Genomic DNA, 23,117 nt, shown 5'->3' on the forward strand with positions numbered 1-23,117 from the left:
CTCACCCAGTCGCACTACACTCTCACTGATGCGCTTCCACTCGTTCCCAAACTAATGGAGAGCCACAACCACGACACGACGACAGATTCAGACCACGACCACGGCGACGGCAACCATACCGAGCCGCGAAGTATACGTAAACTCGGCGTCGTCGCCGCGATTAACACGGCTGGCTTCGTCATCGAACTCGCCGGTGGTCTCCTGTTCGGATCGCTTGCACTCCTAAGCGACGCCGTCCACATGCTCTTCGATGCGCTGTCGTATCTGATGGCGTTTGCAGCCACCTATGTCGCCGACCGGTACGAGGAGCGCGATTTGTGGACGTACGGACTCCACCGACTCGAACCGTTCGCCGCCCTCCTCAACGGGGTGCTCCTCGTCCCGATGGCGCTCGTCATCCTCTACGAGTCCTACCAGCGATTCTACAACCCCGTCGACCTCGACCCGACGATGACCGTCCTCCTCGCCACGGGCGGCCTCGTCGTGAACGTCGCGTCCGTCGGCTACCTCCACGGCGACGAACTCAGCCTGAACGAACGCGGCGCGTTCTACCATCTGCTCGGCGATACCGGGGCGTCCGTCGCGGTCATCATCTCGACCGCCATCGTCGCCGTCTTCGAGATCCGCATGGTAGACCCGATCACGGCCGCGCTCATCGCTGTCGTCATCATCTGGTCAGCATACACCGTGTTGCGTGACAGCCTCGACCTCCTCCTCGAACGTAGCCCGATTCCGATCGCCGACCTGCAGGCATCCCTCATGTCGATCGAGAGCGTTGAGGCGGTCGAGGACTGCCACGTCTGGCAGGTCTGTAGTCGGCTTACCATCGGGACAGTTCGAGTCAAGGTCTCAGTCGATTCGCTCAATACCCAAGAGGAGCTACGGGCGACTATCCACGAGAGACTCCGAGACGCCGGCCTTGACCACGTCACTGTCGAACTCGTGAACGAAGCAACGACGCACCGCACAACTACCCATACACATTAGCGACCGTGACGCCCACCATGATACAGAGACATACCCCGCTAGCTCAGGCGCGTCTCCGTTCGGACTCTACGAGGCGACCGTGACTACGTGTTCGTTCTGCGGCCGCGAGATCGATAGCGAGCCGATTCGTGATAACGGGGAGGTGTTCTGCTCGCGTGGCTGCCAACAGGGGGAGACGAGAACCAGTGGCGCACACATCGAACACACTCCTGAGACAACGCAGCAGACTGACGGCGAGACGGCGTATTTCTCGATCAGCGGCATGCATACGCACGCATGCGAGTCGTATCTCGAGCGACGCGCTGTGACACTCGATGGCGTCAGCGGTGCGTCCGCGAGCTATACGGCCGAGATGATGCGCGTCAGCTACGACCCCGAGGCGGTTGAGCGTGACACCATCGAGGACACACTTTCTGCATGGGGATATCGAGCCTCTGCGCCCACACCAGAGGAAACACCCGCCGACCGGAACGACTTCGACTTCGACCATCTCCGCACGATTTTCTCCGTGATTGCCGTCGCACCCATCTACATCATCTATGCTGCCTTCTTCTACCCCGTCTATCTCGGACTCCTTCCGACCTCCTCACTCGATAATCACGCAATCGTTACTGGTCTCTACGGGCCTGTCGCGATGTTCACCACGATCACTATCTTCGGCGTCGGATTCCCCATCCTCCGGTCGGCCTACATCAGTCTCCACGAACGCCAGCTTACTGTCGACGTCCTCATCTCCATCACTGCGGTGAGCGCCTACGCGTACTCCATGGTCTCACTGCTCTATCTCGACCGTCTCTACCTCTTCTTCGATATCGCGACGGCGGTCATCGTTCTCACGACAATCGGGAATCACGCCCGTGCCCGATATAAACGCCAGGCGGTCGAAGACCTCACCGAGTTCGTCGACGAGACAGAGACCGCTGCACGCCGCCTCCTTGAGGACGGGACAACGACGATCGTCCCACCCGAGGACTGCACGACTGGGGATCGGCTTCTCGTCCGGCCGGGCGAACGAATCCCACTTGACGGCACGATCGTCGATGGCCGCGGAACGGTTAACGAGGCGCTCATCACTGGCGAGGCACGACCCCAGCGTAAAGTCGTCGGCGACACGGTCATCGGTGGCTCCATTGCCGCCGACGGCTCATTCGAAATCACGGTCGACGAGGGGGCGACGAGCACACTCGACCGACTCCGCGACCTCGTCTGGGATCTCCAGACCGAACAGTCCCCGGCCGAGCGGCTCACGAACCGTGTGACAGCAATCTACATCCCGGTTGTCTGTGTCTTCGCACTCGTCACACTCGGTGCGTGGACGGTTGCTGGCGCGCCAGCCGAACCCGCACTTCGGACGGCACTCACCGTGCTGATTATCGCCTGCCCCGTCTCCCTCAGCCTCGTCACACCACTCGCCGTCGGTCGTGGGCTCTCAACGGCTGCCGAGCGAGACGTCCCGGTTTTTGATCAGACGATCCTTGAACGGGTGACCGACGCAGACGTCATCGCGTTCGACAAGACCGGAACACTCACCACCGGCGAAATGCGTGTCGCCGCCGTCCACGCAGTTGAGGAGTGCGATAGTAAGGCGGTTCTTCGGCGGGCAGCGGCCGTCGAGTCACGTTCGAGCCACCCGATTGCCGCCGCAATCCGCGACCGTGCACCGGACCGCTCACAAGCGGTTACGTCGTTCGAACGGTACCGCTACGGTGTCGTGGCCGACGTGGACGCGTCGCGGACGGCCGTCGGAAACCCCGCACTCTTCGACGACCTCAACTGGAGCATTCCCGAAGCCATCCGTGACACAATCGACCGTGTCCGTGACCGTGGCGAGCTCCCAACGGTCGTCGGCTGGGAGGGGACCGCAACAGGCGTGATCACACTCGAAGATCAGCCCCGCGAGAAGTGGACGGAAACTGTCGCGGAGCTCGCGGCCGATGACCGACAGATCGTGGTCATCACGGGCGATGATTCACGCGTTGCACGGCAGTTCGAGGCACACCCGGACGTCTCCAAGGTCTACGCGGACGTCCCACCGGAAGCGAAAGAAGAGCTCGTCCGTCGCCTCCGCGATGAGGGTGTCGTCGCGATGGTGGGGGACGGGACGAACGACGCACCAGCGCTTGCCGCTGCTGATCTCGGTGTGGCGATGGTCTCCGGAAGTGACTTCACCGTGACTGTCGCGGACGCTCTCGTAACGGCCGACGATCTGACGCCGTTCCGCGATCTCTTCGGAATCGCGCGTGGGACACGGCGTCGCCTTCTCGAAAATCTCGGACTCGCGCTCACAGTGCCTGCTATCGGTGTCCCGCTCGCTGCCGTTGGGTTCGTCACACCGCTCGTCGCGACGACGCTAATGGCGACCGGAACCATACTCGTGCTCGCAAACAGCTACCGCCCCCTCACCAGCAACTTGTGATAAATCGGCTCTGTTGAAATCCTCGGAGGGTTACAGGTTCGCCCGGTAGTCTGACCGGATGCAGGCCCTCCCAAAGTCGCAGTTGCTTCGGTTCGTTGAGCAGGCATATCACTTGGCTCGGCGAGCTGTTGCCCGCTACTCGTCAAAGTTCTCGAAACGACGGTACACACTCCACAAGCACATCGTCTTGCTCCGTCTCAAGGTGCGGAAGAATACGACGTACCGGACGCTCCTTGACGAACTTATCGAGATGCCTCGCATTCGGAGCGCCCTTGGTCTTGAGGAACTCCCGTCTCCTTCGACGTTGTGTAAGGCGTTTAACTGGCTCGATATGGCGGTTTGGCGTGTGCTGCTCAACCTCTCGGTTACCCTCCTCCCGACCAACGGTGTCGTCGGTATCGATGCCTCTGGCTTTGACCGTAGTCACGCCTCGAAGCACTATACGAAGCGAACGAAGTTGACGATTCAGCAGTTGAAAGTCACGCTTCTCGTGGACACGAGAGCAAATGCTGTCCTCGACGTACACGTAACAACAACACGAAAACACGACTCGAAGATCGCGCCGTCGCTCATCAAGCGGAATACCGGGGAAGTAGCAGTTCTCCTCGGCGACAAGGGATACGATGATCAGAAGATTCGCGCATTAGCCCGTGAAACTGGTGTTCGTCCGCTCATCAAGCACCGCGAGTTCTCGTCTCTTCACAAAGCGTGGAATGCTCGGTTGGATGCCGATCTCTACGGTCAGCGCAGTCAAAACGAGACGGTAAACTCTCGCCTCAAACGAAAATATGGCGCATTCGTCCGCTCACGGCACTGGTGGAAGCAGTTCCGTGAACTCGTTGTCTGCTGTCTCACTCACAACATCGACAAGGCACTTTGAACGTTCAATAGAGGGAATCCACCTAATGCTCTTGCTCAACGGTTCACTCCTGTTCTCCGCGGCAGTTCTGTTCCCACTCCTGACGAGCAATACTGTATCGGACGGAGTCGCGTGGCTCTCCGTCGATAACGAGTTCATTACGGATTTGACCCTCTTTATGACCACCGAATCGCTCAACATATTTCTCAATGGCTTGCCGGGAGTTCGTGTTTTCAGGGTCGTGTGTAACCGTCACAATTTGGAGGTCGAGTCGGTCGAACGCGAGTTTGAGAAAACGAGCAGCTCGTTCTCCAGAGTACCCTCGTCTCCAGAAGGGCTTTCGGAGCCACGTCCCCAGTGTCGCCAGTTGACGGTCCCAATCTGGATGTATTCCAGCGAGACCGGCGAATTCGTTAGCGTGTTCGCCGTCTTTCGGTCGAATCACGTAGGTAGCGTTCTCTCCGTTCTCGAACTCCGTCCCACACTGCTCGACCCATTCGAACGCCGCTTTGGGGTGAGAGTATGAGTTCCACGTGACGTACTCGGTTATTTCGTCAATTCCGGGCGCTCCTTCTTGGACGTGAGTATAGAGTTCGTATGGGTCAAACTCATCCTGATGGAGCCGCTCGTAGCGTAGCCGTTCACTCTCCATCTCCACTGGAAACACTGGCATTATCACTACGATTCGAGGAGCAGTCAAAATCGATTTGTCATCCCACTGACAATATGTTCACCCACTTACGGAGTATCTGTTCTCCCCTGAATTTGGTCATGAAAACTGTCTCGGTCTGATGAATACCTTCAATAAGTACAGCGAAGAAAGTAGTCGTAGTGCTACGGACGGGCTGAACCGTTACGAATCCATTGCAAGGCGCTGTCGCGGTTGTCTAGTTGGAAGTATCGCATCTGGTCGGGAGCAACTGGCCAGACTGGCCGTATGGCTCGCCACTGGTGAAAGAGTAATTTTGCCCAGAACGAGTCTCCGACGCACGCATAGGAACGAATGTCGAACTCGGGTCCGTATCGAAGGTCTGGAAGAATCCCGTGCAGATGGGTGAGATACGTCGTTGCTGTCCAGTCGGGAACTTCCTCATACACTCGGATTGACCCATGTTGCTTCGTTCGTTCAATGAGCAGCGAGTAGAACTCCTCGTAGCCGTCAGCAGTACCATTCCCGACACGTACCGCAATGAGATCGTCCTCTGTCGCGTCCAGTATCTCAAACATCCTTAGTGAACGAAATCGAATAAATGTATCAAAGTTCCGGTGGTCGCTCGACGGATCAGTTCGCAGTCCCACCCAACAGCTGTTTCAGCAGGAAAGGTGTGGAATCGATAGGACTTCAACAGAGCCGATAAATCGGATAGCGGCAGAGCCGATCGGCACCGTGTGCATTGAGACAGCCAGTCTCAACTACTGCGTAGTGATCGTCGTCCTCGACCTCTAACTCCGCAAGGTGGACCGTCTCCTTGATCAGGAAGATAGAGACGAGGAACGCCAGCACGACGACGATGGCGAGGAAGTAGAACGGCTCCGGCCGAAGGCTCGTCTGGGCGGCGATGACGCCCGTAATCCAGGCGCCGACGGCGACGCCGGTGTAGCCGAACGCTTCGTCGATACCGACCGCGAGACCGCGCTGGTCGGGGCCTGCGATGTCGATTTTGGCGTTAATTGCCATACTCCAAGTCAACGCCTGGTTGATCCCTAGTAAGATGTTCCCGACAGTAATCCACGCCCAGCTCGGGGCGTAAATGAGGATGATGGGCAGCGGGAGTGCGGTCGCCCAGCCGAGGACGAGCACGGGCTTGCGGCCGTACTCACCGCCCCATTTGCCGGCATAGAGGTTCAGGAGTCCCTTGACGAAGCCAAACGAGACGACGAACGATCCGATGACGAGGAGTGACTCGACGCCAAGTATGTCACGTCCCAGAACCGGGACAACCGCCCGCTCAGACCCGATGGTCAACCCGGTGGCGAATACGAGCAGGACATGCAGTGAGAACTGCCCGAGGTGTTCGCGGATGCCTTGTTTGTGTGCAAAGCCCGCATTCATGAATTATTGACCGGACTGTCCGCCACAGGTATTTGTGTCTGGTTTGAAAGAGTATCGCGTAGAATCATGGGTTACTGGCGCTGGGCTCGGAAGGACTGGTGGTGCTGGTCGTCATGTAGGACCAGCCGTTCATTCCACCGACCATCCGCTTCGCGTCGTATCCATGCTCTCGAAGACGACTCGCGGCGAGCGCGGCCTTTGATCCACTGAAGCAGACAACCGCGATTTCGCGGTCTTCAGGAAGTTCCGTGAGTGAGGCGTCGAGACCGATGAAGTTCTCGCCGCTGAGCTGGTCATAGATCGGGAGGTTGTGGCTACCTGGGATGTGCGTCTCATGGTAGCTGTAGCTTGGCCGAACGTCGAGGACGAACGTTTCGCTGGCTTGCTCCCACACTTCTGAGGAAGTTATTGTATTGCTCAATATACACAATACTAATTCGCTCGAAGTGATAAGCGCTTCGCTGGAAAACAGGTACGAGACGAACGGCGCTCAGACGAGAAGTTGGATGTCGGCGTCAGCCATGTCTTGAATGGCTGTGGCGGCGCCAACACCAGTCGTGACGCCATCGTAGAAGTCGTCCTCGTCGTAGTCCATGAGGTCGATGGTCATCTGACACGCTTGGAATTCGACGCCCATGTCGAGCGAGGTGTCAATAAGCTCCTTGATGGTCGCGGTGTCGTTGTCCGCGATGCGCTTTTCCATCATCTTCGTCGTCATTCGATCCATGCCGGGAAGCGCGGCGACGGCGTTCGGAACGGGCATGTTCGGGTTGCCGACCGAACTGAGCTTGAGACTCTTCGAACGCTCCTCGTGGAGGATATCGAGTCCCCAGAAGGTGTGGAAGACGGTGACTTCATAGCCGAACGCCGCCGCAGTCGAGGCAAGGATGAGCGGTGGGTAGGCCATGTCGAGCGTCCCTTTGGTGGCGATGATGGACATCTTCGGCTGCCCGTCGCCTCCCTCAGCCTCGAGGTCTGCAATTGTCTCCTCCAACTCTTCGACTCGCGCTTCCAACTCTGCGCGACTGGGGCTAGTCTCGTCGCCGGGAGATGGTGTGCCAGTACTCATTGTTAGATCACTCCGTCTTCCGCACGTAGTGCGTGTAGACGTCCTCGCCGTCCGTCTGGTCGAGAAGTTCGACGCCGTCAGTCGTCTCGGCCCAGCCGCCGAGGTCACTCATGCTTCCGGGGTCGGTGGCGAGCACTTCGAGGATGTCGCCCTCGTCGAGATTGTCGGTCGCTTGCTTCGTCTTGACGACGGGCATCGGGCAGTTCTGTCCCTTCACGTCGAGCGTCTCGGTGACTTCGTAGTCTACCATGATATTGGCCTCACCACCCAATATTGGGTCTATGCTGAAAAACATACCGGTAGTAGTTCAGCTATTACACACTCTCGTATTTGAGGATATTCTATTATTGTCTCGTGCGCACCTATATAGCGATTATAGCAGATGGAGTATTGTGCAGTAGTTGTACTACTATGCAAAGTCTTATTTGCGGCCGGCCGATACAGTGGAGTGAGATGAGCGATAACGCATCCGCGACGACCGACGCCGCAGTTGAGGAAGTCACGCCGGAGCGACTGAAGGACCGCATCGACGCCGGCGAGGATGTCTTCCTCCTCGACGTCCGCTCGGAGGGCGACTACGAGGAATGGCGTATCGACGGCGCGAGCGTCGAGAGCGTCAACTACCCCTACTTCGAATTGCTCGACGGTATTCCCGAAGAACTCCACGAGCGACTCCCCGACGATCGGCGGATCACGGTGCTCTGCGCGAAGGGCGGTTCCAGCGAGATGATCGCCGAAACGCTCGAAGACAACGGGTACAACGTCGATCACCTCGAACGCGGCATGAAGGGATGGGCGCGCATTTACGAGTACGCCGAACTCGACACCGACGGTGATGCGACCATCGCGCAGTACCGGCGGCCGTCCTCGGGCTGTCTCGCATACCTCGTCGCGTCCGACGGTGAAGCCGCAGTTATCGACCCGCTGCGGGCGTTCACTGAGGAGTACGTGCAGGACGCCCGCGCGCTCGGCGCCGACCTCACCTACGCTGTCGACACGCACGTCCACGCCGACCACATCTCCGGCATCCGAGACCTCGCCGAGGAGGTCGACGCGACGGCCGTTCTTCCTGAAACGGCCGATGCTCGTGGCGTCGACTACGACCGTGACTACGAGACAATCGCGGACGGCGAAACCCTCCACGTCGGCGATGTCGACGTCAAGGCGATCCACACGCCTGGGCATACGACGGGGATGACGACCTACCGCGTCGGGAACGTCCTCTTCACCGGTGACGGCCTCTTCACGGAGAGCGTCGCGCGTCCCGACCTCGAAGACCCCGAGGCCGCGAGGGACGCCGCACGAACTCTCTACGAGAGTCTGCAGGCCCTCATCGAGCGCTTCGACGACGACGCGGTCATCGCACCCGCCCACTACTCGGACGCCGCGACACCGAACGGCGACGGCACCTACACGGCCGACCTCGGCGCGCTCGTCGACACGATGGACGCGCTCACCATGGACGAAGAGGCGTTCGTCGACTACATCGTCGCCGACATGCCACCGCGACCCGCAAATCACACGGAGATTATCGCAACGAACCTCGGCCAGCAGGCGCCCGACGACGAGACGGCATTCGAGTTGGAGCTCGGCCCGAACAACTGCGCAGCGAGTGAAGACGCCATGACGAACTAATCATGGATGCGTTTACTCCACTCCTCGCGTCCGGGCTCGAGGGGCTCTTCCCGAGAGGAATCCTCCCCTATCTCGTGGGCGGAGTGCTGGTCGGCCTCGGCGCCACCATCATCTATCTCTCGACAGGCATCATCGCGGGTGCGAGCACGTTCCTCGAGTCGACGCTCTCCTACGTCTCCGGCGTCGAACGCTTCAACCGCTACAAGTACGTCCAATCGCGCGATTGGCGCGTCGTCTTCACACTCGGCATCATTGCCGGCGCTGCCCTCTGGGGATTCGTCCTCGCGCCCGACCCTAGTGCGTGGACCACAGACGTCCAGTGGTGGCGCCTCCTCGGCGGCGGCGTCCTCGTCGGTATCGGGACGCGCCTCGGGAAGGGTTGTACGAGCGGGCACGGCGTCTGTGGTGTGGGCTCGCTCTCCGAGACGTCGCTCGTGAACGTCGCGACGTTCATGGCGTTCGCGATCGGGACTGCACAGCTCGTCGCCGCACTCGGGGTGAGCCCCTGATGAGCGACCAGCAGAGCCCGTGGTTCATGCCCGCCATCTTCGTCGGTGGCCTCGTCTTCGGGCTCGGGCTCGCCATCAGCGGGATGGCTCGCCCTGAAGTCGTCTTGGATTTCCTCCAATTCGACGACTTCGGCCTCCTCTTCGTGATGGGGGGTGCTGCCGTCGTGACGGGACTCGCGTTCTTCGTCGCGACGACCGTCCTTGATCGCGCGCCCCTGACGGGGACCGCGTACGCGCGGCGCGTTAAGGAGTTCGACCGGAACGTCGTCGTCGGCGGCGTAATTTTCGGCGTCGGCTGGGGACTTTCCGGCATCTGTCCGGGCGCTGCCTACGCGAGCGTCGGCATCGGCAACCTCCCGATCCTCTGGGCGATCGCGGGCATGTTCCTCGGCGCGTACGCGCAGGGCTACGTCCGCAGTCGCCTCGCGAATACCGCCAACTAATCATCCATGTTTCAGCACATCCACATCGCATCCCCACGCCAGCAGAATTGTGCAGTATTGGAACTACAAGAACAAGCTATGGTGACTTGAGATGCTCGGTCTCGAAACCCTCAGCGGCCCCCTACAGGCGGTGGCGACAGTTGGCATCGTGCTCGCCGAAGCGCTCGCCCTCTACGTCAGCTACGGCGCGTTGAGCCACCTCGCCCAGTCAACCATCCTCGCCACCGTGAGGGGTGAGTGACGATGGAAATCCTAGGGCTGAGTCTCCTGATGGTCGGCGTGTTCGTCGGATTCGGCCTGCTGATCGGAACCCTCTTCGGGTTCTTCGGGATGGGTGGATCGTTCCTCGTGACACCCGCGCTACTCGTGCTCGGCTACCCCTCGACAGTTGCCGTCGGCAGTGGGCTTGCGTTCGTCTTCGGGACGAGCGTCATCGGCGCGCTCCGCCATCGCGACCACGGCCAAGTCGACTACAAGCTCGCGGCCATCATGACCGCCGCGATGACTGCCGGCATCGAACTCGGGAAGAGCGTCGTGTTCTTCCTCGAGGCAACCGGCATGGCCGACCTCGTTATCAACGTCTCGTACGTCGGCCTGCTCGCACTCGTCGGCTTGTTCACTCTCCGCGACGCCTGGACGAACGAGACCGATGACGAGAGCGGGGCCAGCCTTGACCTTGCCGAGCGCGTCCAAGAAATCGAAATTCCGCCGATGGTCACCTTCCGTGGAGACGTCCGCGTCTCCGGCGTGATTGTCGCCGCGATTGGTCTCGTCATCGGCGTCCTCTCGGGCTTCCTCGGTGTCGGCGGTGGGTTCCTCCTGATGCCCGCCATGATGTACGGGCTCGGCATCCCGGCCGCCATCGCCGTGGGGACGGACATCCTCCAAATCACGATTTCCGGCGCCTTCGGCGCGTTCACTTACGCGCAGTCCGGTGCGGTCGCCTTACCCGTCGTCGCGTTCTTACTCGTCGGAAGCGCATTCGGCGCCCGCATCGGTGCCGGCGCGACGAACCTCGTCGACGAGGACGAAATCAAGGGCTACTTCGCCGCAATGCTGCTCGCCGGCAGCCTCGCCGTCGCGACGAACAAACTCGGAACCGTCTACGGCATCGCAGCGCTCAACACCGTGAGCACGGTGCTCATCTTCGGGGCTGCACTTCTCGTCAGCGGTGCCGTCGTTCTCGCTGCCGTTTGTCGCCTCCGAAATGACTCGTCCGGCACGTGGTGCCGCCTCACCACATCCTGACCCTCCTGCGCTGCACTCTTAGCCCCATGTAGCACTCGGAGTGTAGCAGTAGTAGCTTGGCTTCGCGTCGTCAGTCGACCTTCGATTGCGGAGGATGAGAACCACCCCCGATATTTTTCATGTCACACGACAGAGTCTGTAGTATGGTCGCTGACAACTCTGTGGCGCTCGTAACGGGTGGCGGATCCGGGATCGGTCGAGAGACAGCCCTCGAATTCGCTGCGGAAGGAGCACGCGTCGTCGTCGCAGACGTTGACGTCGAAGGCGGTGAGGAAACCGTCGCTGACATCGAAGCCGACGGTGGTGATGCACTGTTCGTGGAGACAGACGTCACCGATGCTGCGGAGACGGAAGCGATGGTTGAATCCGCCGTTGAGGAGTATGGCTCCCTCGACTACGCGTTCAACAATGCCGGTATCGGCGGTGACAGTGCGCCGGTCGACGAGTACGACGCCGAGAGCTGGGAGGGCGTCATCGACGTAAATCTCGTCGGCGTTTTCAAGTGTATGCAGGCGGAGATTACGCAGATGAAGCAGCAGGACTCCGGTGGCGTCGTTGTCAACAATTCCTCGATTCTCGGCAAGGTTGGCTTCGCAACCTCTTCCGGGTACGTCGCCGCGAAACATGGTGTCCTCGGACTGACAAAGACTGCTGCCCTCGAGAATGGCGAGACGGGTGTCCGCGTGAACGCCGTCTGTCCCGGCTTCATCGATACGCCACTCCTCCGCGAGGGCGGTATGGAAGAGGGCTCCGAGCTCCGCGAACAAATCGCGAGCAAGCACGCGATGAACCGTCTCGGCACACCTGAGGAGGTTGCGAGTGCTGTCCTCTGGCTCTGTGATGAAAACGCCTCCTTCGTTACTGGCGAGGCCCTCGGCGTCGATGGTGGCTACCTCGCACAATAGACACCTTGTCCCTGACCGGTCGAATCGTCGGCATCACGCTGGTGTTGCACCGCTTCGCCGCTCGTTAAAGTGCGATATTCGCAGGTATCTATGACACACATAGGAGCAGCGAAATCAGGGTTTTGGCCTCACTGAGCACGGACAAGACCGATCAGCGCCGGCGTCACGTCGTGCATTACTGCCCGAATTGCTGATTCACCGAGATGGTTAGGCGTACAGCCACTATCTCGTGATATCCGAGTCCATCGCTCTGATTCATATGAGTACACGCGAACCAACTATTGACCCGCAGCAGTTCCTGACGAACCTCCGTGCCTTCCACTATCGGGAGGTGATGATGTCCCTCGCGACACTTGCTGTCCTCGCCGGTTCGATTCTGCTCTTCCCGGGCTGGGGGAACGTCACGAAGGGTGTGCAGTCGACTGTGACGACCGAACTACTCGCTCTCTTCGTCGTCGTCGCCGTCGTCGCCGGTGCAATCAAAGGTATGCTTGGCTTCGGCTACGCACTAATCACAACGCCAATCTTCGCCTCGGTCATTGACCCGACGCTCGCCGTCGTGGTGCTTGCGATTCCACCGTGGATGATCAATATGTTCCAAGTCGGCGAGACGAAGACTGGCGTGTCCTTCATCCGTGAGGAGTGGATTCTGGTCGCCTTGGCGATCATCGGCTCGGTCGTCGGTGTCTACTTCCTCGCACAGTACAACACCGGGCCGATCGTGCCGTTCCTCATCGGCCTCATAATCCTAGCCTACGTCGTCTTCCAGGTCGTCCAGAACTTCGTCACCATTGAGGAAGCACACCACCCGATCGCGCTCAGCACCGCTGGCTTCCTCGAAGGCTTCTTGCTCGCGGCGTCGAACCTCGGCCCGCTCCTCCCGGCGTACTTCCACACGTTCGAGCGCGACACCGAACGCTACATCGGCGGACTCTCGATGGTCCTCGGCATCATATTCACGGTGCGTCTCGTTCAGATGGCGCTGTTCACCGACCTCCTGACGACGTATCGGATCTGGCTGGGTTCGACAATTGCCGTCGTCACGATCGTCGGCCTCCTCCTCGGCACCTATCTGCGGCGCCTCGAGATTGACCAGCGGCGGTTCAACTGGTTCGTCATCACGCTCCTCTTCATCATCTCGCTCAACATCTTCCGTAACACCATCCCCGCGCTACTCTGAGCTACGGTGTGAGGTAGGCGTACCCATCACTTTGGAGGCGTGTGAGCTCCCCGACACCAGACGGAACGAGCTCAACGCCGTCGATAAGGTCGGCCGTCGTGACGTCCGTTCCCTCGATGGTATTCTGACATTGCTTGATTGTGACGTCGCGCTTGAGGAGGCGTTCGACTCGTACTCGCTCCGGGGAGTCGGTCGTGACGAGCTGGAGGCCGCCACTGTTCGTGACGAGCGCGACGTCGTCAAGGTCAATCGTTTCGTCCTCGAGGAGATTCACAGGCAGTAGGAGGCGGATGCCCCGACCCTTGAGGTCGGGGAGGAAGCCGACTCCAGATGAGACAAATCACGCTACGATGGCGGGCCGACTCCCCACCGTATAAGGAACACCGCCAGTATATGTGAAACAGAGTGGAGTACCGTCGTACCGCCGTCATCAAACTCGACACTTCCGAAGGAGCTGACGCCTCCCTTCGGGAGACTGTCGAGCAGTTCAAACACTGCGCCAACACCGCGAGCGAATGGTGCTGGCACGGCGACGATGGCTCCCACGTCACCTCGAAAGCCAAAGCCGAACGCGCCCTCTACGACCGACTCCGCGACGAAACCGACCTGACCGCGAATCTTGTCCAGAAAGGGATTCGTAGGGCGGTCGAAGCCGTCAAAAGCGGAGTCTCACGTCTCGAACGTGGTGAGAACACGTCACAACCGTACTTTTCTGCCGATAGCGCGGTCTACGACAAGCGGAGTGCGACGTTCCACCGCGACTACGTTTCCCTTTCGACCGTGGATGGGCGCATCGAGTGCGACTACATTCTCCCCGACGACTCGGAGACACCGCCGACCAAATACGTTTCCGACGAGGACTTCGAGTTTCGGATGGCGCACTTACAATATCGAGACGGTGACTGGTATCTCCACGCCTCAATGCGGAAAGTCGAAGCAGCCGACGAGTCTGAATCTGAATCCAAGCACAGAACAGTCCTTGGTGTGGATTTGGGCGTGAACAACCTCGCCGTCGCTTCGACCGGGCGATTCTGGTCGGCAGACGAGTTCAACCACTGGCGACGAGAGTACGAGAAGCGTCGTGGCTCGCTCCAGCAGTGTGGGTCTCGTCACGCCCACGAAAACATCGAGTCAGTCGGGCAGAAAGAGTACGGACGCTTCGAGATCCACTTGCATACGGTGGCGAACGAGCTCATCGAGGAGGCCGTCGAGAACGACTGTTCGCAGATCGTGTTCGAGGACTTGACCCACATTCGGGAGAACATTCCCGAAGCAACGTGGCAACACGTCTGGGCATTCCGACGTCTCTACGAGTACGTCGAATACAAAGCCAAAGAACACGGTGTCGAAGCCGTACAGGTTGACCCGCGCAACACATCGAAGCGGTGTTCGACGTGTGGGTTTACCCACGACGATAATCGCCACCAAGAGGTGTTTGAGTGTCAACAGTGTGGGTACGAGAACCACGCCGACTACAACGCTTCCAAGAACATCGGTTTGCAGTATCTCCGTCGCAGGCAAAACGCAGGCGATGGAGGCGCACCCGTAGATGTGCGCTTGAATCGCGGGACGCTGAACGTGAGCGGGGAGTACGTCCCCCCTGCCTCTATTGAGGCATAGAACGGGAGTCCACGCGAAAGCCTCAGGGCTTGACCCCGAGGCGATTTACGACGTTGTTGACGACACGAGCATGCAGTTCGGCATCGTCGTTCGAGTGGTGGAAGACAGCCCGCATACAGTCGTGTTTCGCCCGAGTTCGCGATAAGGACTGGGATTTAAGTGCCGTCGAAGGATCGAGATCGCTTACTCGTCCTTTCGGAGGCGCTCTTCGAGGAGCTCGCCGCGCGTATGCCACGTCCGGGGGCGACACGCGACAATGAGCGCGCCGAGGAAGAACGCCGCGACGAGGGTGACGATGACGGGCCCGGGGATCATTCCGATGGCTGCGGTCTGGAGCCACGACTCGGGGGAGAAGGCGGTGATACGGACGAGCCACGCGACGAGGAGGATTGCGAATAGCGGGAGGTAGATGCGCCGCAGGCGGTGTGCGATAGCTTCCTCGGCGGTGATCTTGACGGCGGGCTCGCGGTAGTCGTCGCCGAGTCGCTCGCGCCACTCCGGGTCCGCGACGTCGCGTGAGGGATCGAGGCCGACCGCCCAGACGTTCTCCTGGAGGGTGCGGACGCGCGAGCGCCAGATATCATAGCCGCGGTAGCGCCGCGCCTCAATTGTGAGGAAGACGCCCAGCATCGCAATGCCGATGAGGAGTATGTAGTGGGGGTTGTCGGGGCTGGAGAACGCCCACGTGAGGATGGCAGCCATAACAATAACTGCCCAGTTGGTGGTCTTGTCGAGGCGTTCGCGCCAGTACTTCATCCGGTGGATTTCGCCCCGGTAGAGGTGCGCCATCGCGCCGCTCGGCCCCATCTCCTCGTCGAGGAGCCCCTTCCCGACGTCGCGATCCGTCTCATCTTTCGTGTCCTCGGTCATTGTCGTCCCATTTCGAGTCGGTTGTGGGCTTGTGATGCGGTCATCGATGGGAGGAGTGTTGCGTCATCATTCTCTAGTATAGTAGCTATTGGACATTGCCGGGCATACGGTTTACCGGTTGTGCCCAGTTAGGGCGAGACGTGTGATACGGTAGGACTATCGTCACGACTCTCGGCTATCTTCCGTTCTTAGATGTATTGTGTATGTATTTGAGCCGGGTCTTTAACCCAGTATTGTACTATATACGCAAACACTTTTGCGTGTGTAGGTCGTAATGTGAGTAACCAATGGCTGATTCAATGAGTGAGATGCTCCGGCAGGATATGGAGTGTGAGGGGCTGCTGGAGTGTTTTCATGACCTGAAGGCGCTCGACAAAGAGATATTCCAGGTGCTCTGCGACAGTGCGGAGCCGCTGACTGTTGACGAGATCGCCGAGCGAGTTGACCGGGAGCGCTCGACCGCATATCGTTCGGTTCAGCGCCTTCTGCAGGCGGGATTCATTCAGAAAGAGCAGGTGAACTACGAGCAGGGCGGCTACTACCACGTCTACAAACCGCGTGATGGCGAGGAGATCGCCCAAGATATGCAGCGCACCCTCAACGACTGGTACGCGAAAATGGGCCAGCTCATCGACGAGTTCGACGAGAAGTACAGCGAGCAGCGCCAGCACGCGCCCGCAGAGAGCTGATCGGATCGAGTCAATATCTCAATCACTTTCCGCTGAAACAGCTGTTCGGTAGGTCTACTTATTGGTCGTCAGATGTGGAGGTGAATGCGTTGAACTGTCGGCCGGTAATTGCGGTTGGCGGTAAGCGATAGTAGTCCATTCTGACCTCGTCAGGTGTCGTTTCGGGGTAGACGTTCAGAGTTGGAATGGAAGCGTTTTCTGCGATTGCTGTGGCGGCCTTGGTTTCGTCCGCTTCGGGGACAGGTTCGATCGGGCCCTGCACGATGACGCTTTGTGCTGGCTGTTCGTCGTAGACCGTCAACGTCGCGGTATCCGTCGTTTCGAGAAAGGCGATCTTCTTACTATCTTGTTTGTAGACGAACTGGAAGTACAGTATCTCACCGTCGTAGCCGAATGATTCGGGAATCGAATACGCTTCTGTACCGTCAGTGAGCGCTAAGACGCCCACGCCCGACTCAGAGAGTACTGTATCACACTCTCTCTTCGATAGCTCAGTAGTCATACGGTTACGTACTCGCTATATCACAGAGCGTGTTTTGGCCATCGATTCATCAAATAGTCCCTCATCTGGATTTATAGCCCCAGTTAGGCTCTATGAGCCATCGAGGACATCAACAGTTCCGGATATCTCTATTTCTCCGCGCTACAGGACTGTGTCTGTCTAGACTTCCACTAACGGCCTTTTCGACTGGTGCTAATTCCGGAAGCCATCACGTTGGGCAGTATATTTATCCCTCTGTATTGTGTAGTGATGGATAGAATGAGCAATACTACTGTTGCCCCGTCAGAGGTCGCCCGACGCGTTGAGGAAGATGATACGGAGGATCTCTTCGTTCTTGACGTCCGGAACGAAGACGCCTACGAGGAGTGGCGCATCCCGACGAGCACGAACCTCCCGATCTACGACGAACTATTAGATCACGACTTCTCAACGCTCGCGGACCACCTCGATGATCTTCCCAAGAGTCAGGAGATTGCCGTCGTCTGTGTCGGCGGCGTCACGTCCGCGCGCGCTGCTGAGTTCCTTCGGGAGGAGGGCTTCGACGCGAAGTCAGTCGATGACGGAATGAACGGATGGGGGCGCGTGCACCGCGAGTATGACGGTGCCGCCGACGACGTCATTCAGCTTGTCCGTCCTGGCACCGGATGTGTCTCGTACATTGTCCACAACGATGGTGAGGCAGTCGTCGTTGACCCCTCACAGTATATCGGTCAGTATCTCGACGTCGCGGACGCACACGGCTTAGAAGTCGTCGGTGTCGCAGATACGCACGCACATGCCGACCACATTTCGGGGGCGCGCCGCCTCGCCGGTGAACTCGACGTCCCCTACTACCTCCACGGTGAGGACGCGGGCGATCTCGGCGAAGTGACCGAACTTGAGCACGGGGACGCTATCGCCGTCGGCGAGCGCGAACTCGATGTTTACCACACCCCCGGACATACGCCCGGGAGTGTCTCCTTCGCCTTCAGTGATGCACTTCTCTCGGGAGATACGCTCTTCCTCCGGAGCGTCGGCCGTCCCGACCTCGAGGATTCCTCAGAGGCCGCCATCCGTACTGCTGCGAGCGAACTCTTCGACAGTCTCGATCGACTCACCAACCTCGACGAGACGACTGTCGTCCTTCCGGGACACTTCAGCGACGAGTCCGTCCGTCCGATCGCCACTGAACTCGGCGAGCTTCGAGCTGAGACGACGAATGAACTCCTGAGTTTCGTCGCCGACGACGATGAGGAGGAATTCGTCGAAACGATCGTTGAGAGTCTCTCGGAGGAGCCCGCGAACTACAACGAGATCAAGCAGATCAACTGGGGGAAGGAACAGCCGGGTGGTGACGCCGAAGCCCTCGAACTCGGCCCGAACAACTGCGCCGCGAACTGAACGTAGTTGAATACCACCCCACAGTATTGCCTATATTGAGCACAACTATTTATTGCGTCGGAGCGTAGTTAGACCTGCATGAGCACCGAGCATAGTACCGACCGTATTGACCCGACGACCGTCGAGAATCAGGCAGATCGTGTCGTCGTCTCCTTCCGCTCACCAGACGCTGATCCGGATACCGATGACTGGTGGATCGCGGACAGTGACTGGCTCCACGACGGGCTGACCACGTCCTCCTATCTCCGCTATCTGCACTGGGCACATGCTGGGCCTGTATCAGTAGACGACGAGTGGGAGGAGTTCGTCAATTGTGGCTGTGCAAGCCCCCAAGACGTTATCCTCCGTGTCGAGACAATCGACGGAAACCCTGCAATCGGCGACCAGACGACTATCGAAATCGTCTCCCGAAAGGCAGTTCTCGAGGATACACCTGGGTCCGAGGACTCGGACACCGAATGCTAATAACGGTCAGGGACGCAGCCGGCTGAGGACAGAAGCGATTCGGTACACGAGAGTATTTTTCTCGTATTGTCGCCATCCCATGTAGCCACCAGTGAGGGTCGCGACATCGTAGCCGCGAGCGTCCAGCGTCTGTGTCGCTGTCTTCGCGACGACGCCGGCTTTGCAGACGGTGACGACCTCTGCCTCCGTCGGGATATCATCAAGGTATGCGTTAAGTGCGTCAGTCTCTCCACTGCGGAGCTCGTGATAGACTGGCGCATTATAGCTCCCATCGATGTGGCCCCGCTGATAGTCCGACTCCGGACGAACGTCAAGGACGAACACGTCATCCTCGGAGCGTACCGTATCAAGTTGTGACGGGGAGACGCTACGCATCGAGGTCCCCCACGACCAAAAATGTCTCACGTCGGGCCGCACGGAATTCGATTCGGAAGCCAGCGTCGCGGAGAGTCGTCACGACGCCGTCGACATCAAAACGCGTCTTGAGTGGTGGGCCCGCTTCGCCATCGCCAGTAGCTGCCCAGTCGACGATAACGAGACGACCACCGGGTTCGAGTACGCGGACGAGTTCTGCAAGCGCGTCGTCACTCGCGAACTCGTGATACGTCATCGTTGAGAGAGCACCGTCGAGTTCGTCGTCCGCGAGTGGTAGATCCGCGACGTCAGCTTCGACTAACTCCACGTTCGCGGGGAGGCCCTTCTCATGATAGTGGTCGTGCATCTCAGCCTGCACGTCAATCCCGTAGACGTAGCCGACGTAAGGTGCGACATCGTCAGTATAGAACCCGGTCCCGCTTCCGAGGTCAGCGACAGTCTCGTCTCCGTCAGGACTGAGCGCCCAGAGTAACTCTTCACGAGAGAGATAGCGGTATCGTTGGGCTGCATCCTCAAGCTTCGAGGCGTTCTCCGTGTCGAAGGTGGTCTGATCCATACTGTATAGTTATGGGTGTACTCCGATGTATTCATTGGTCACCTAGACTGATGGGCAATTCTCCTTAGGCGGGCTTAGCGATACCTGTGGTCGAATAGTTCTTCGGGGATAAGTACCAGATCAGAAATACTGCCGTTAACTCGTGGAGTGCTCCCCGTCGTCGAACTGTCTCGCGACGCACTCGCCCCATCCTCGGCGAGTATGAGCGCCGTCTCTACGACGAGATCGCCGGACAGCCCTACGACTAGCACGCCCAGAGTATAGTTGATATAGTACAGTACTAGATCGGGTCGCTGTGATATGTACCACATCGAATACTCCGGAATATTGCCATTCATTCTCTGTATACGATGTTTCTTGTGTTGGTCGTTGAATCGAATTAGTCATCCGCAGACATAGTATTGTCTGAGTTGTACAAGACACACAAAACAATAAAGTACCTCCCGCCCGTATTCTGGGGCACGATGGCAGAACGAGAGCCAGACGAAATCGAATCGCTACGAGCGAAACGGCGCGAAGATCTGATAGAGACTGCTGAGGCTCCGTCGACACCGGACGATCCGGTATACGTGAATAGTCAATCAGAGCTTGAGGAGGCGGTCGGGGAATACGACGTCGTTCTTGTGGACTTCTACGCAGACTGGTGTGGTCCATGTCGAATGCTTGAGCCGGTCCTCGAGAGTCTCGCGACGAAGACAGACGCGGCTGTCGTGAAGGTCGACATCGAACAGAACCAGCCGCTCGCGACCCAGTACGGCGTACAGGGCATACCGAACGTCGTCGTGTTCGCGAATGGAGAGCCGGTCGAACGCGTCGTCGGCGTCCGCGACGAGGACTACTACGCAAATCTTGTTTCGGAGGCCGGACGCTAAATGCAGGTGCATAATGTCACAATCGTCGGGTCGGGGATGGCCGGTCACTCGGCCGCAATCTACACCGCTCGCGCTGACCTAAACCCGATCGTCATCGCGGGTCCTGATCCCGGCGGACAGCTCACTCTCACGACCGACGTCGAAAACTACCTCGGGTTTCCCGGCGGTATCGGCGGAGCGGACCTCGCCCAGCGTGGTCGTGCACAAGCTGAACAGTTCGGTGCGGAGTATCGGAACGGCCGCGTTATTGGCGCCGATCTCGACGGCCGTCCGTTCACACTCCATCTCGCGTCTGGGGAAACAATTCGAACCCGTGCGTTGATCGTGGCGACGGGGGCGAGCGCCCGCTGGATCGGCGCCGAGAACGAGGACGACCTGATGGGATACGGCCTCTCAACGTGTGCAACCTGCGACGGTGCCTTCCACCGGGGCCACGACGTCCTCGTCGTCGGCGGTGGCGACTCCGCAATGGAGGAAGCTACATTCCTCACGAAGTTCGCGGACACCGTCTACATCGCCCATCGTCGCGACGAACTCAGCGCCTCCGAAATCATGCGTCAGCGTGCGTTCGAAAATGATGACGTCGAAATCCTCTGGAATACCGAACTCCTCAAACTCCAGGGGAGCCATGACGACGGAATCACCGGTGTAACGCTCGTCACACATCCAGAGGGCTACCCACGGGAGAAACTCGACGCCGGAGACGACGTTGAGCAGCAGGCTCTCGACGTACAGGGCGTCTTCTATGCTGTCGGCCATACCCCCAATACTGCCTTCCTTGAGTCGGCAGCCGTCCCGCTCGACGAGAACGGCTACGTCGACACGCTTGACGGACTGACGACTGCGACAGCCGTCGAGGGCGTATTCGCCGCCGGCGACGTCATGGATCACGACTATCAACAAGCCATCACCGCTGCGGGACTGGGGAGTATGGCTGCGCTCGACGCCGAAACGTGGCTCAACAAGCAGGAAACCACCACTGACACCCGCGCCACAGCAAAGTAGCCTCCACCCCAATCTCCCGATATGACCGATTTTACTCGTCGTCGCTTCCTCGCTGCCTTCACCGGGACGGGACTCTCAGCGTTCGCTGGCTGCGCCACACCGTTCTCTAGAGGTGGTCGTGGGCCGAGTCCACCAATCGGCGAAGGCGACCAAGACAGCGACGAGACGTTCAATCCACCAACGTACACACCACCTGAGCCGACGCCACTCCCAGACCCGGACGTTAAGCGAACCCTCCGAGCGACAGCCGCGACGATTACTCTCGGTCCGAACGCGACGAGTCAATCATGGGTCTACGATGGCCAGTATGTCGGGCCCGAGCTCCGTGTCAGCGAAGGCGACATCGTTGAGGTGGCACTCCAGAACGACCTGCCAGCGGTGACGACGACACACTGGCATGGAATCCCGCTGCAGAACGCGATGGACGGCGTCCCATACGTCACACAGGACCCCGTTACTCGAGGTTCATCGTTCACCTACACATTCCGTGCTGAACCACCAGGAACGTACTTCTACCACAGTCACGTCGGCCTGCAGCTCGACCGGGGACTCCTCGGTCCACTCATCATTGAGGAAGACGACCCCCACATTGACTACGATCGCGAGTTCACCGTCATCTTCGACGACTATCTCAACCAGCCACCCGAGCCCCTCTCAGATGATGGGCGAGACGGGATGGGTGGTATGGGAGGAATGATGGGCAGCGATGTCCGTCCACCATATACGGGACTGCTGGCGGACGGCCGGCTTCCATCGAACCCACGGACGCTTGATGTTGCAGAGGGGGAGCGGATTCGCTTCCGCTTCGTGAACGCCGCAAGTGCAACGGAATTCCGGACACGACTCGCCGGCCATCAAATGACCGTTTCACACGTCGATGGTCGCCCTGTCGATCCCGTGCCTGTCGACGAGTTCGTCTTCGGACCAGGCGAACGCTACGACGCCGTCGTCGAGCTGACGAACCCTGGCGCATGGCAACTCCGCGCAGCAGCCGTCAAGGGAGATGAATCACCAGCACGCCTCGATGTCCGATACGGTGGACACGACGGTACTCCGCAAGCACCCGACTGGGGTGGACGGCGTCTCCAATATCATGATCTGCACGCCAGAGATAAGATCTCCGTATCGGGTTCGCCAGACCGAGTGTACGACCTCACGCTCTCACGCGCTGGCAGGTCCTACACGTGGCTCATCGACGGACAGGCATACCCCAACGCCGAGCCACTCGATATACGCGAGGGTGAGCACGTTCGGTTCAGGCTGAGGAACCACAGCCCGGTGACGCACCCGATGCATCTTCACGGACACTTCTTCCGCGTCGGGGACGCTCTCATGGACACCATTCGTGTCCCTGGTCATATGGGGCAAGTCTCCCTCGACTTCCGCGCCGATAATCCTGGAAACTGGCTCTTCCACTGCCATAACCTCTATCACCTCGAATCTGGCATGGCTCGTGTTATCAGATATGTTTAGAAATTG

27 protein-coding genes and 1 pseudogene are annotated in these 23,117 nt (G+C 59.2%); 17 read left to right on the forward strand and 11 right to left on the reverse strand.

Annotated features, from left to right (window positions below; genetic code table 11):
* Positions 1–54 precede the first annotated feature (54 nt).
* From IEY12_RS12725 to IEY12_RS12735, 3 genes are all read left to right on the forward strand, one after another.
* Positions 55–987, forward strand: coding sequence for a cation diffusion facilitator family transporter (locus IEY12_RS12725; protein ID WP_123078659.1), 933 nt, complete (start codon positions 55–57; stop codon positions 985–987).
* Between the two features lie 79 nt (positions 988–1,066).
* Positions 1,067–3,403: a heavy metal translocating P-type ATPase gene (locus tag IEY12_RS12730; RefSeq protein ID WP_123078657.1), complete on the forward strand. Its 2,337-nt coding sequence runs from the start codon at positions 1,067–1,069 to the stop codon at positions 3,401–3,403.
* Between the two features lie 58 nt (positions 3,404–3,461).
* Positions 3,462–4,283, forward strand: coding sequence for an IS5 family transposase (locus IEY12_RS12735; RefSeq protein WP_123078655.1), 822 nt, complete (start codon positions 3,462–3,464; stop codon positions 4,281–4,283).
* 43 nt (positions 4,284–4,326) lie between these two features.
* Here IEY12_RS12735 and IEY12_RS12740 read toward each other — a convergent pair whose 3' ends face one another.
* From IEY12_RS12740 to IEY12_RS12765, 6 genes and pseudogenes are all read right to left on the reverse strand, one after another.
* Positions 4,327–4,935 (reverse strand): GNAT family N-acetyltransferase, encoded by a 609-nt coding sequence (locus IEY12_RS12740; RefSeq protein ID WP_123078653.1) that lies wholly within the window; start codon positions 4,933–4,935, stop codon positions 4,327–4,329.
* Between the two features lie 161 nt (positions 4,936–5,096).
* Complete coding sequence (locus IEY12_RS12745) at positions 5,097–5,489, reverse strand: SpoIIAA family protein (protein WP_123078651.1); 393 nt, start codon at positions 5,487–5,489, stop codon at positions 5,097–5,099.
* A gap of 193 nt (positions 5,490–5,682) precedes the next feature.
* Positions 5,683–6,315 (reverse strand): annotated as a pseudogene (locus IEY12_RS12750) (MFS transporter); the annotation flags it as partial.
* Between the two features lie 64 nt (positions 6,316–6,379).
* Positions 6,380–6,736, reverse strand: a complete 357-nt coding sequence (locus IEY12_RS12755; RefSeq protein ID WP_188884069.1) for a rhodanese-like domain-containing protein — start codon at positions 6,734–6,736, stop codon at positions 6,380–6,382.
* A gap of 69 nt (positions 6,737–6,805) precedes the next feature.
* On the reverse strand, positions 6,806–7,384 hold the full coding sequence (locus tag IEY12_RS12760; protein ID WP_188884070.1) for a DsrE/DsrF/DrsH-like family protein: 579 nt from the start codon (positions 7,382–7,384) through the stop codon (positions 6,806–6,808).
* Between the two features lie 7 nt (positions 7,385–7,391).
* Positions 7,392–7,634 carry a sulfurtransferase TusA family protein gene (locus IEY12_RS12765; protein WP_020220637.1) on the reverse strand — a complete coding sequence of 81 codons (243 nt, stop codon included), beginning with the start codon at positions 7,632–7,634 and terminating at the stop codon, positions 7,392–7,394.
* A 203-nt stretch (positions 7,635–7,837) separates the two neighbouring features.
* On the opposite strand from IEY12_RS12765, the gene IEY12_RS12770 reads away from it, so the two are divergent.
* The 7 genes from IEY12_RS12770 (at position 7,838) to IEY12_RS12800 (ending at position 13,304) form a co-directional block, all read left to right on the forward strand.
* Positions 7,838–9,019, forward strand: coding sequence for an MBL fold metallo-hydrolase (locus IEY12_RS12770; RefSeq protein ID WP_188884071.1), 1,182 nt, complete (start codon positions 7,838–7,840; stop codon positions 9,017–9,019).
* Between the two features lie 2 nt (positions 9,020–9,021).
* A complete protein-coding gene (locus tag IEY12_RS12775; RefSeq protein WP_176969911.1) occupies positions 9,022–9,528 on the forward strand; it encodes a YeeE/YedE family protein in 507 nt (168 codons plus the stop codon).
* The gene (locus tag IEY12_RS12780) at positions 9,528–9,971 is read left to right on the forward strand and encodes a DUF6691 family protein (RefSeq protein ID WP_176969910.1); all 444 of its coding nucleotides are present in this window, start codon (positions 9,528–9,530) and stop codon (positions 9,969–9,971) included. The genes IEY12_RS12775 and IEY12_RS12780 overlap by 1 nt, the downstream gene beginning before the upstream one ends.
* Before the next feature lie 91 nt (positions 9,972–10,062).
* On the forward strand, positions 10,063–10,212 hold the full coding sequence (locus IEY12_RS12785) for a DUF7512 family protein (protein WP_176969909.1): 150 nt from the start codon (positions 10,063–10,065) through the stop codon (positions 10,210–10,212).
* A gap of 2 nt (positions 10,213–10,214) precedes the next feature.
* A complete protein-coding gene (locus IEY12_RS12790) occupies positions 10,215–11,219 on the forward strand; it encodes a sulfite exporter TauE/SafE family protein (RefSeq protein ID WP_188884072.1) in 1,005 nt (334 codons plus the stop codon).
* Between the two features lie 143 nt (positions 11,220–11,362).
* The gene (locus IEY12_RS12795; protein WP_188884073.1) at positions 11,363–12,124 is read left to right on the forward strand and encodes an SDR family NAD(P)-dependent oxidoreductase; all 762 of its coding nucleotides are present in this window, start codon (positions 11,363–11,365) and stop codon (positions 12,122–12,124) included.
* 259 nt (positions 12,125–12,383) lie between these two features.
* Positions 12,384–13,304: a sulfite exporter TauE/SafE family protein gene (locus tag IEY12_RS12800; RefSeq protein WP_188884074.1), complete on the forward strand. Its 921-nt coding sequence runs from the start codon at positions 12,384–12,386 to the stop codon at positions 13,302–13,304.
* 1 nt (position 13,305) lies between these two features.
* Here IEY12_RS12800 and IEY12_RS12805 read toward each other — a convergent pair whose 3' ends face one another.
* Positions 13,306–13,578 carry a DsrE family protein gene (locus IEY12_RS12805; RefSeq protein WP_229871301.1) on the reverse strand — a complete coding sequence of 91 codons (273 nt, stop codon included), beginning with the start codon at positions 13,576–13,578 and terminating at the stop codon, positions 13,306–13,308.
* A 131-nt stretch (positions 13,579–13,709) separates the two neighbouring features.
* On the opposite strand from IEY12_RS12805, the gene IEY12_RS12810 reads away from it, so the two are divergent.
* The gene (locus IEY12_RS12810; protein ID WP_188884075.1) at positions 13,710–14,924 is read left to right on the forward strand and encodes an RNA-guided endonuclease InsQ/TnpB family protein; all 1,215 of its coding nucleotides are present in this window, start codon (positions 13,710–13,712) and stop codon (positions 14,922–14,924) included.
* Between the two features lie 183 nt (positions 14,925–15,107).
* On the opposite strand, the gene IEY12_RS12815 is transcribed toward IEY12_RS12810, so the two are convergent.
* Positions 15,108–15,794, reverse strand: a complete 687-nt coding sequence (locus tag IEY12_RS12815; protein ID WP_188884076.1) for a DUF2270 domain-containing protein — start codon at positions 15,792–15,794, stop codon at positions 15,108–15,110.
* Between the two features lie 287 nt (positions 15,795–16,081).
* Here IEY12_RS12815 and IEY12_RS12820 point away from each other — a divergent pair, with 287 nt between their 5' ends.
* Entirely contained in the window at positions 16,082–16,483 is a 402-nt protein-coding gene (locus IEY12_RS12820) for a helix-turn-helix domain-containing protein (protein WP_188884077.1), read from the forward strand.
* Between the two features lie 58 nt (positions 16,484–16,541).
* On the opposite strand, the gene IEY12_RS12825 is transcribed toward IEY12_RS12820, so the two are convergent.
* The gene (locus IEY12_RS12825; RefSeq protein WP_123078798.1) at positions 16,542–16,985 is read right to left on the reverse strand and encodes a pyridoxamine 5'-phosphate oxidase family protein; all 444 of its coding nucleotides are present in this window, start codon (positions 16,983–16,985) and stop codon (positions 16,542–16,544) included.
* Positions 16,986–17,243: 258 nt separating this feature from the next.
* Here IEY12_RS12825 and IEY12_RS12830 point away from each other — a divergent pair, with 258 nt between their 5' ends.
* Entirely contained in the window at positions 17,244–18,365 is a 1,122-nt protein-coding gene (locus IEY12_RS12830) for an MBL fold metallo-hydrolase (protein ID WP_188884078.1), read from the forward strand.
* A 78-nt stretch (positions 18,366–18,443) separates the two neighbouring features.
* Positions 18,444–18,830, forward strand: coding sequence for a DUF7968 family protein (locus IEY12_RS12835; protein ID WP_123078794.1), 387 nt, complete (start codon positions 18,444–18,446; stop codon positions 18,828–18,830).
* A 6-nt stretch (positions 18,831–18,836) separates the two neighbouring features.
* On the opposite strand, the gene IEY12_RS12840 is transcribed toward IEY12_RS12835, so the two are convergent.
* Together IEY12_RS12840 and IEY12_RS12845 are read right to left on the reverse strand one after the other, a co-directional pair.
* The gene (locus tag IEY12_RS12840; protein ID WP_123078792.1) at positions 18,837–19,205 is read right to left on the reverse strand and encodes a rhodanese-like domain-containing protein; all 369 of its coding nucleotides are present in this window, start codon (positions 19,203–19,205) and stop codon (positions 18,837–18,839) included.
* Positions 19,198–19,761, reverse strand: coding sequence for a class I SAM-dependent methyltransferase (locus tag IEY12_RS12845; protein WP_188884079.1), 564 nt, complete (start codon positions 19,759–19,761; stop codon positions 19,198–19,200). The genes IEY12_RS12840 and IEY12_RS12845 overlap by 8 nt, the downstream gene beginning before the upstream one ends.
* Positions 19,762–20,225: 464 nt before the next feature.
* Between IEY12_RS12845 and trxA the strand changes: the two genes are divergently transcribed.
* From trxA to IEY12_RS12860, 3 genes are read left to right on the forward strand one after another with little or no spacing between them, the layout of a single operon-like run.
* A complete protein-coding gene (gene trxA, locus IEY12_RS12850; RefSeq protein ID WP_123078788.1) occupies positions 20,226–20,633 on the forward strand; it encodes a thioredoxin in 408 nt (135 codons plus the stop codon).
* The gene (locus IEY12_RS12855; protein ID WP_188884080.1) at positions 20,634–21,638 is read left to right on the forward strand and encodes an NAD(P)/FAD-dependent oxidoreductase; all 1,005 of its coding nucleotides are present in this window, start codon (positions 20,634–20,636) and stop codon (positions 21,636–21,638) included.
* A gap of 21 nt (positions 21,639–21,659) precedes the next feature.
* Positions 21,660–23,111, forward strand: coding sequence for a multicopper oxidase family protein (locus IEY12_RS12860; protein ID WP_123078786.1), 1,452 nt, complete (start codon positions 21,660–21,662; stop codon positions 23,109–23,111).
* Positions 23,112–23,117 lie beyond the last annotated feature (6 nt).

The organism is Halarchaeum grantii, assembly GCF_014647455.2.
In the GTDB taxonomy this organism is placed as follows: Archaea; Halobacteriota; Halobacteria; order Halobacteriales; family Halobacteriaceae; genus Halarchaeum; species Halarchaeum grantii.

Bases quoted from the DNA above. Each gene is read 5' to 3' on its own strand.
- IEY12_RS12740 (WP_123078653.1), bottom strand. From the start codon at position 4,935: ATGCCAGTGTTTCCAGTGGAGATGGAGAGTGAACGGCTACGCTACGAG.
- IEY12_RS12820 (WP_188884077.1), top strand. From the start codon at position 16,082: ATGGCTGATTCAATGAGTGAGATGCTCCGGCAGGATATGGAGTGTGAG.
- IEY12_RS12830 (WP_188884078.1), top strand. From the start codon at position 17,244: ATGAGCAATACTACTGTTGCCCCGTCAGAGGTCGCCCGACGCGTTGAG.
- IEY12_RS12855 (WP_188884080.1), top strand. From the start codon at position 20,634: ATGCAGGTGCATAATGTCACAATCGTCGGGTCGGGGATGGCCGGTCAC.
- IEY12_RS12825 (WP_123078798.1), bottom strand. From the start codon at position 16,985: ATGACTACTGAGCTATCGAAGAGAGAGTGTGATACAGTACTCTCTGAG.
- IEY12_RS12765 (WP_020220637.1), bottom strand. From the start codon at position 7,634: ATGGTAGACTACGAAGTCACCGAGACGCTCGACGTGAAGGGACAGAAC.
- trxA (WP_123078788.1), top strand. From the start codon at position 20,226: ATGGCAGAACGAGAGCCAGACGAAATCGAATCGCTACGAGCGAAACGG.
- IEY12_RS12795 (WP_188884073.1), top strand. From the start codon at position 11,363: ATGGTCGCTGACAACTCTGTGGCGCTCGTAACGGGTGGCGGATCCGGG.
- IEY12_RS12800 (WP_188884074.1), top strand. From the start codon at position 12,384: ATGAGTACACGCGAACCAACTATTGACCCGCAGCAGTTCCTGACGAAC.
- IEY12_RS12790 (WP_188884072.1), top strand. From the start codon at position 10,215: ATGGAAATCCTAGGGCTGAGTCTCCTGATGGTCGGCGTGTTCGTCGGA.
- IEY12_RS12815 (WP_188884076.1), bottom strand. From the start codon at position 15,794: ATGACCGAGGACACGAAAGATGAGACGGATCGCGACGTCGGGAAGGGG.
- IEY12_RS12725 (WP_123078659.1), top strand. From the start codon at position 55: ATGGAGAGCCACAACCACGACACGACGACAGATTCAGACCACGACCAC.
- IEY12_RS12760 (WP_188884070.1), bottom strand. From the start codon at position 7,384: ATGAGTACTGGCACACCATCTCCCGGCGACGAGACTAGCCCCAGTCGC.
- IEY12_RS12860 (WP_123078786.1), top strand. From the start codon at position 21,660: ATGACCGATTTTACTCGTCGTCGCTTCCTCGCTGCCTTCACCGGGACG.
- IEY12_RS12735 (WP_123078655.1), top strand. From the start codon at position 3,462: ATGCAGGCCCTCCCAAAGTCGCAGTTGCTTCGGTTCGTTGAGCAGGCA.
- IEY12_RS12745 (WP_123078651.1), bottom strand. From the start codon at position 5,489: ATGTTTGAGATACTGGACGCGACAGAGGACGATCTCATTGCGGTACGT.
- IEY12_RS12780 (WP_176969910.1), top strand. From the start codon at position 9,528: ATGAGCGACCAGCAGAGCCCGTGGTTCATGCCCGCCATCTTCGTCGGT.
- IEY12_RS12840 (WP_123078792.1), bottom strand. From the start codon at position 19,205: ATGCGTAGCGTCTCCCCGTCACAACTTGATACGGTACGCTCCGAGGAT.
- IEY12_RS12845 (WP_188884079.1), bottom strand. From the start codon at position 19,761: ATGGATCAGACCACCTTCGACACGGAGAACGCCTCGAAGCTTGAGGAT.
- IEY12_RS12770 (WP_188884071.1), top strand. From the start codon at position 7,838: ATGAGCGATAACGCATCCGCGACGACCGACGCCGCAGTTGAGGAAGTC.
- IEY12_RS12835 (WP_123078794.1), top strand. From the start codon at position 18,444: ATGAGCACCGAGCATAGTACCGACCGTATTGACCCGACGACCGTCGAG.
- IEY12_RS12785 (WP_176969909.1), top strand. From the start codon at position 10,063: ATGCTCGGTCTCGAAACCCTCAGCGGCCCCCTACAGGCGGTGGCGACA.
- IEY12_RS12775 (WP_176969911.1), top strand. From the start codon at position 9,022: ATGGATGCGTTTACTCCACTCCTCGCGTCCGGGCTCGAGGGGCTCTTC.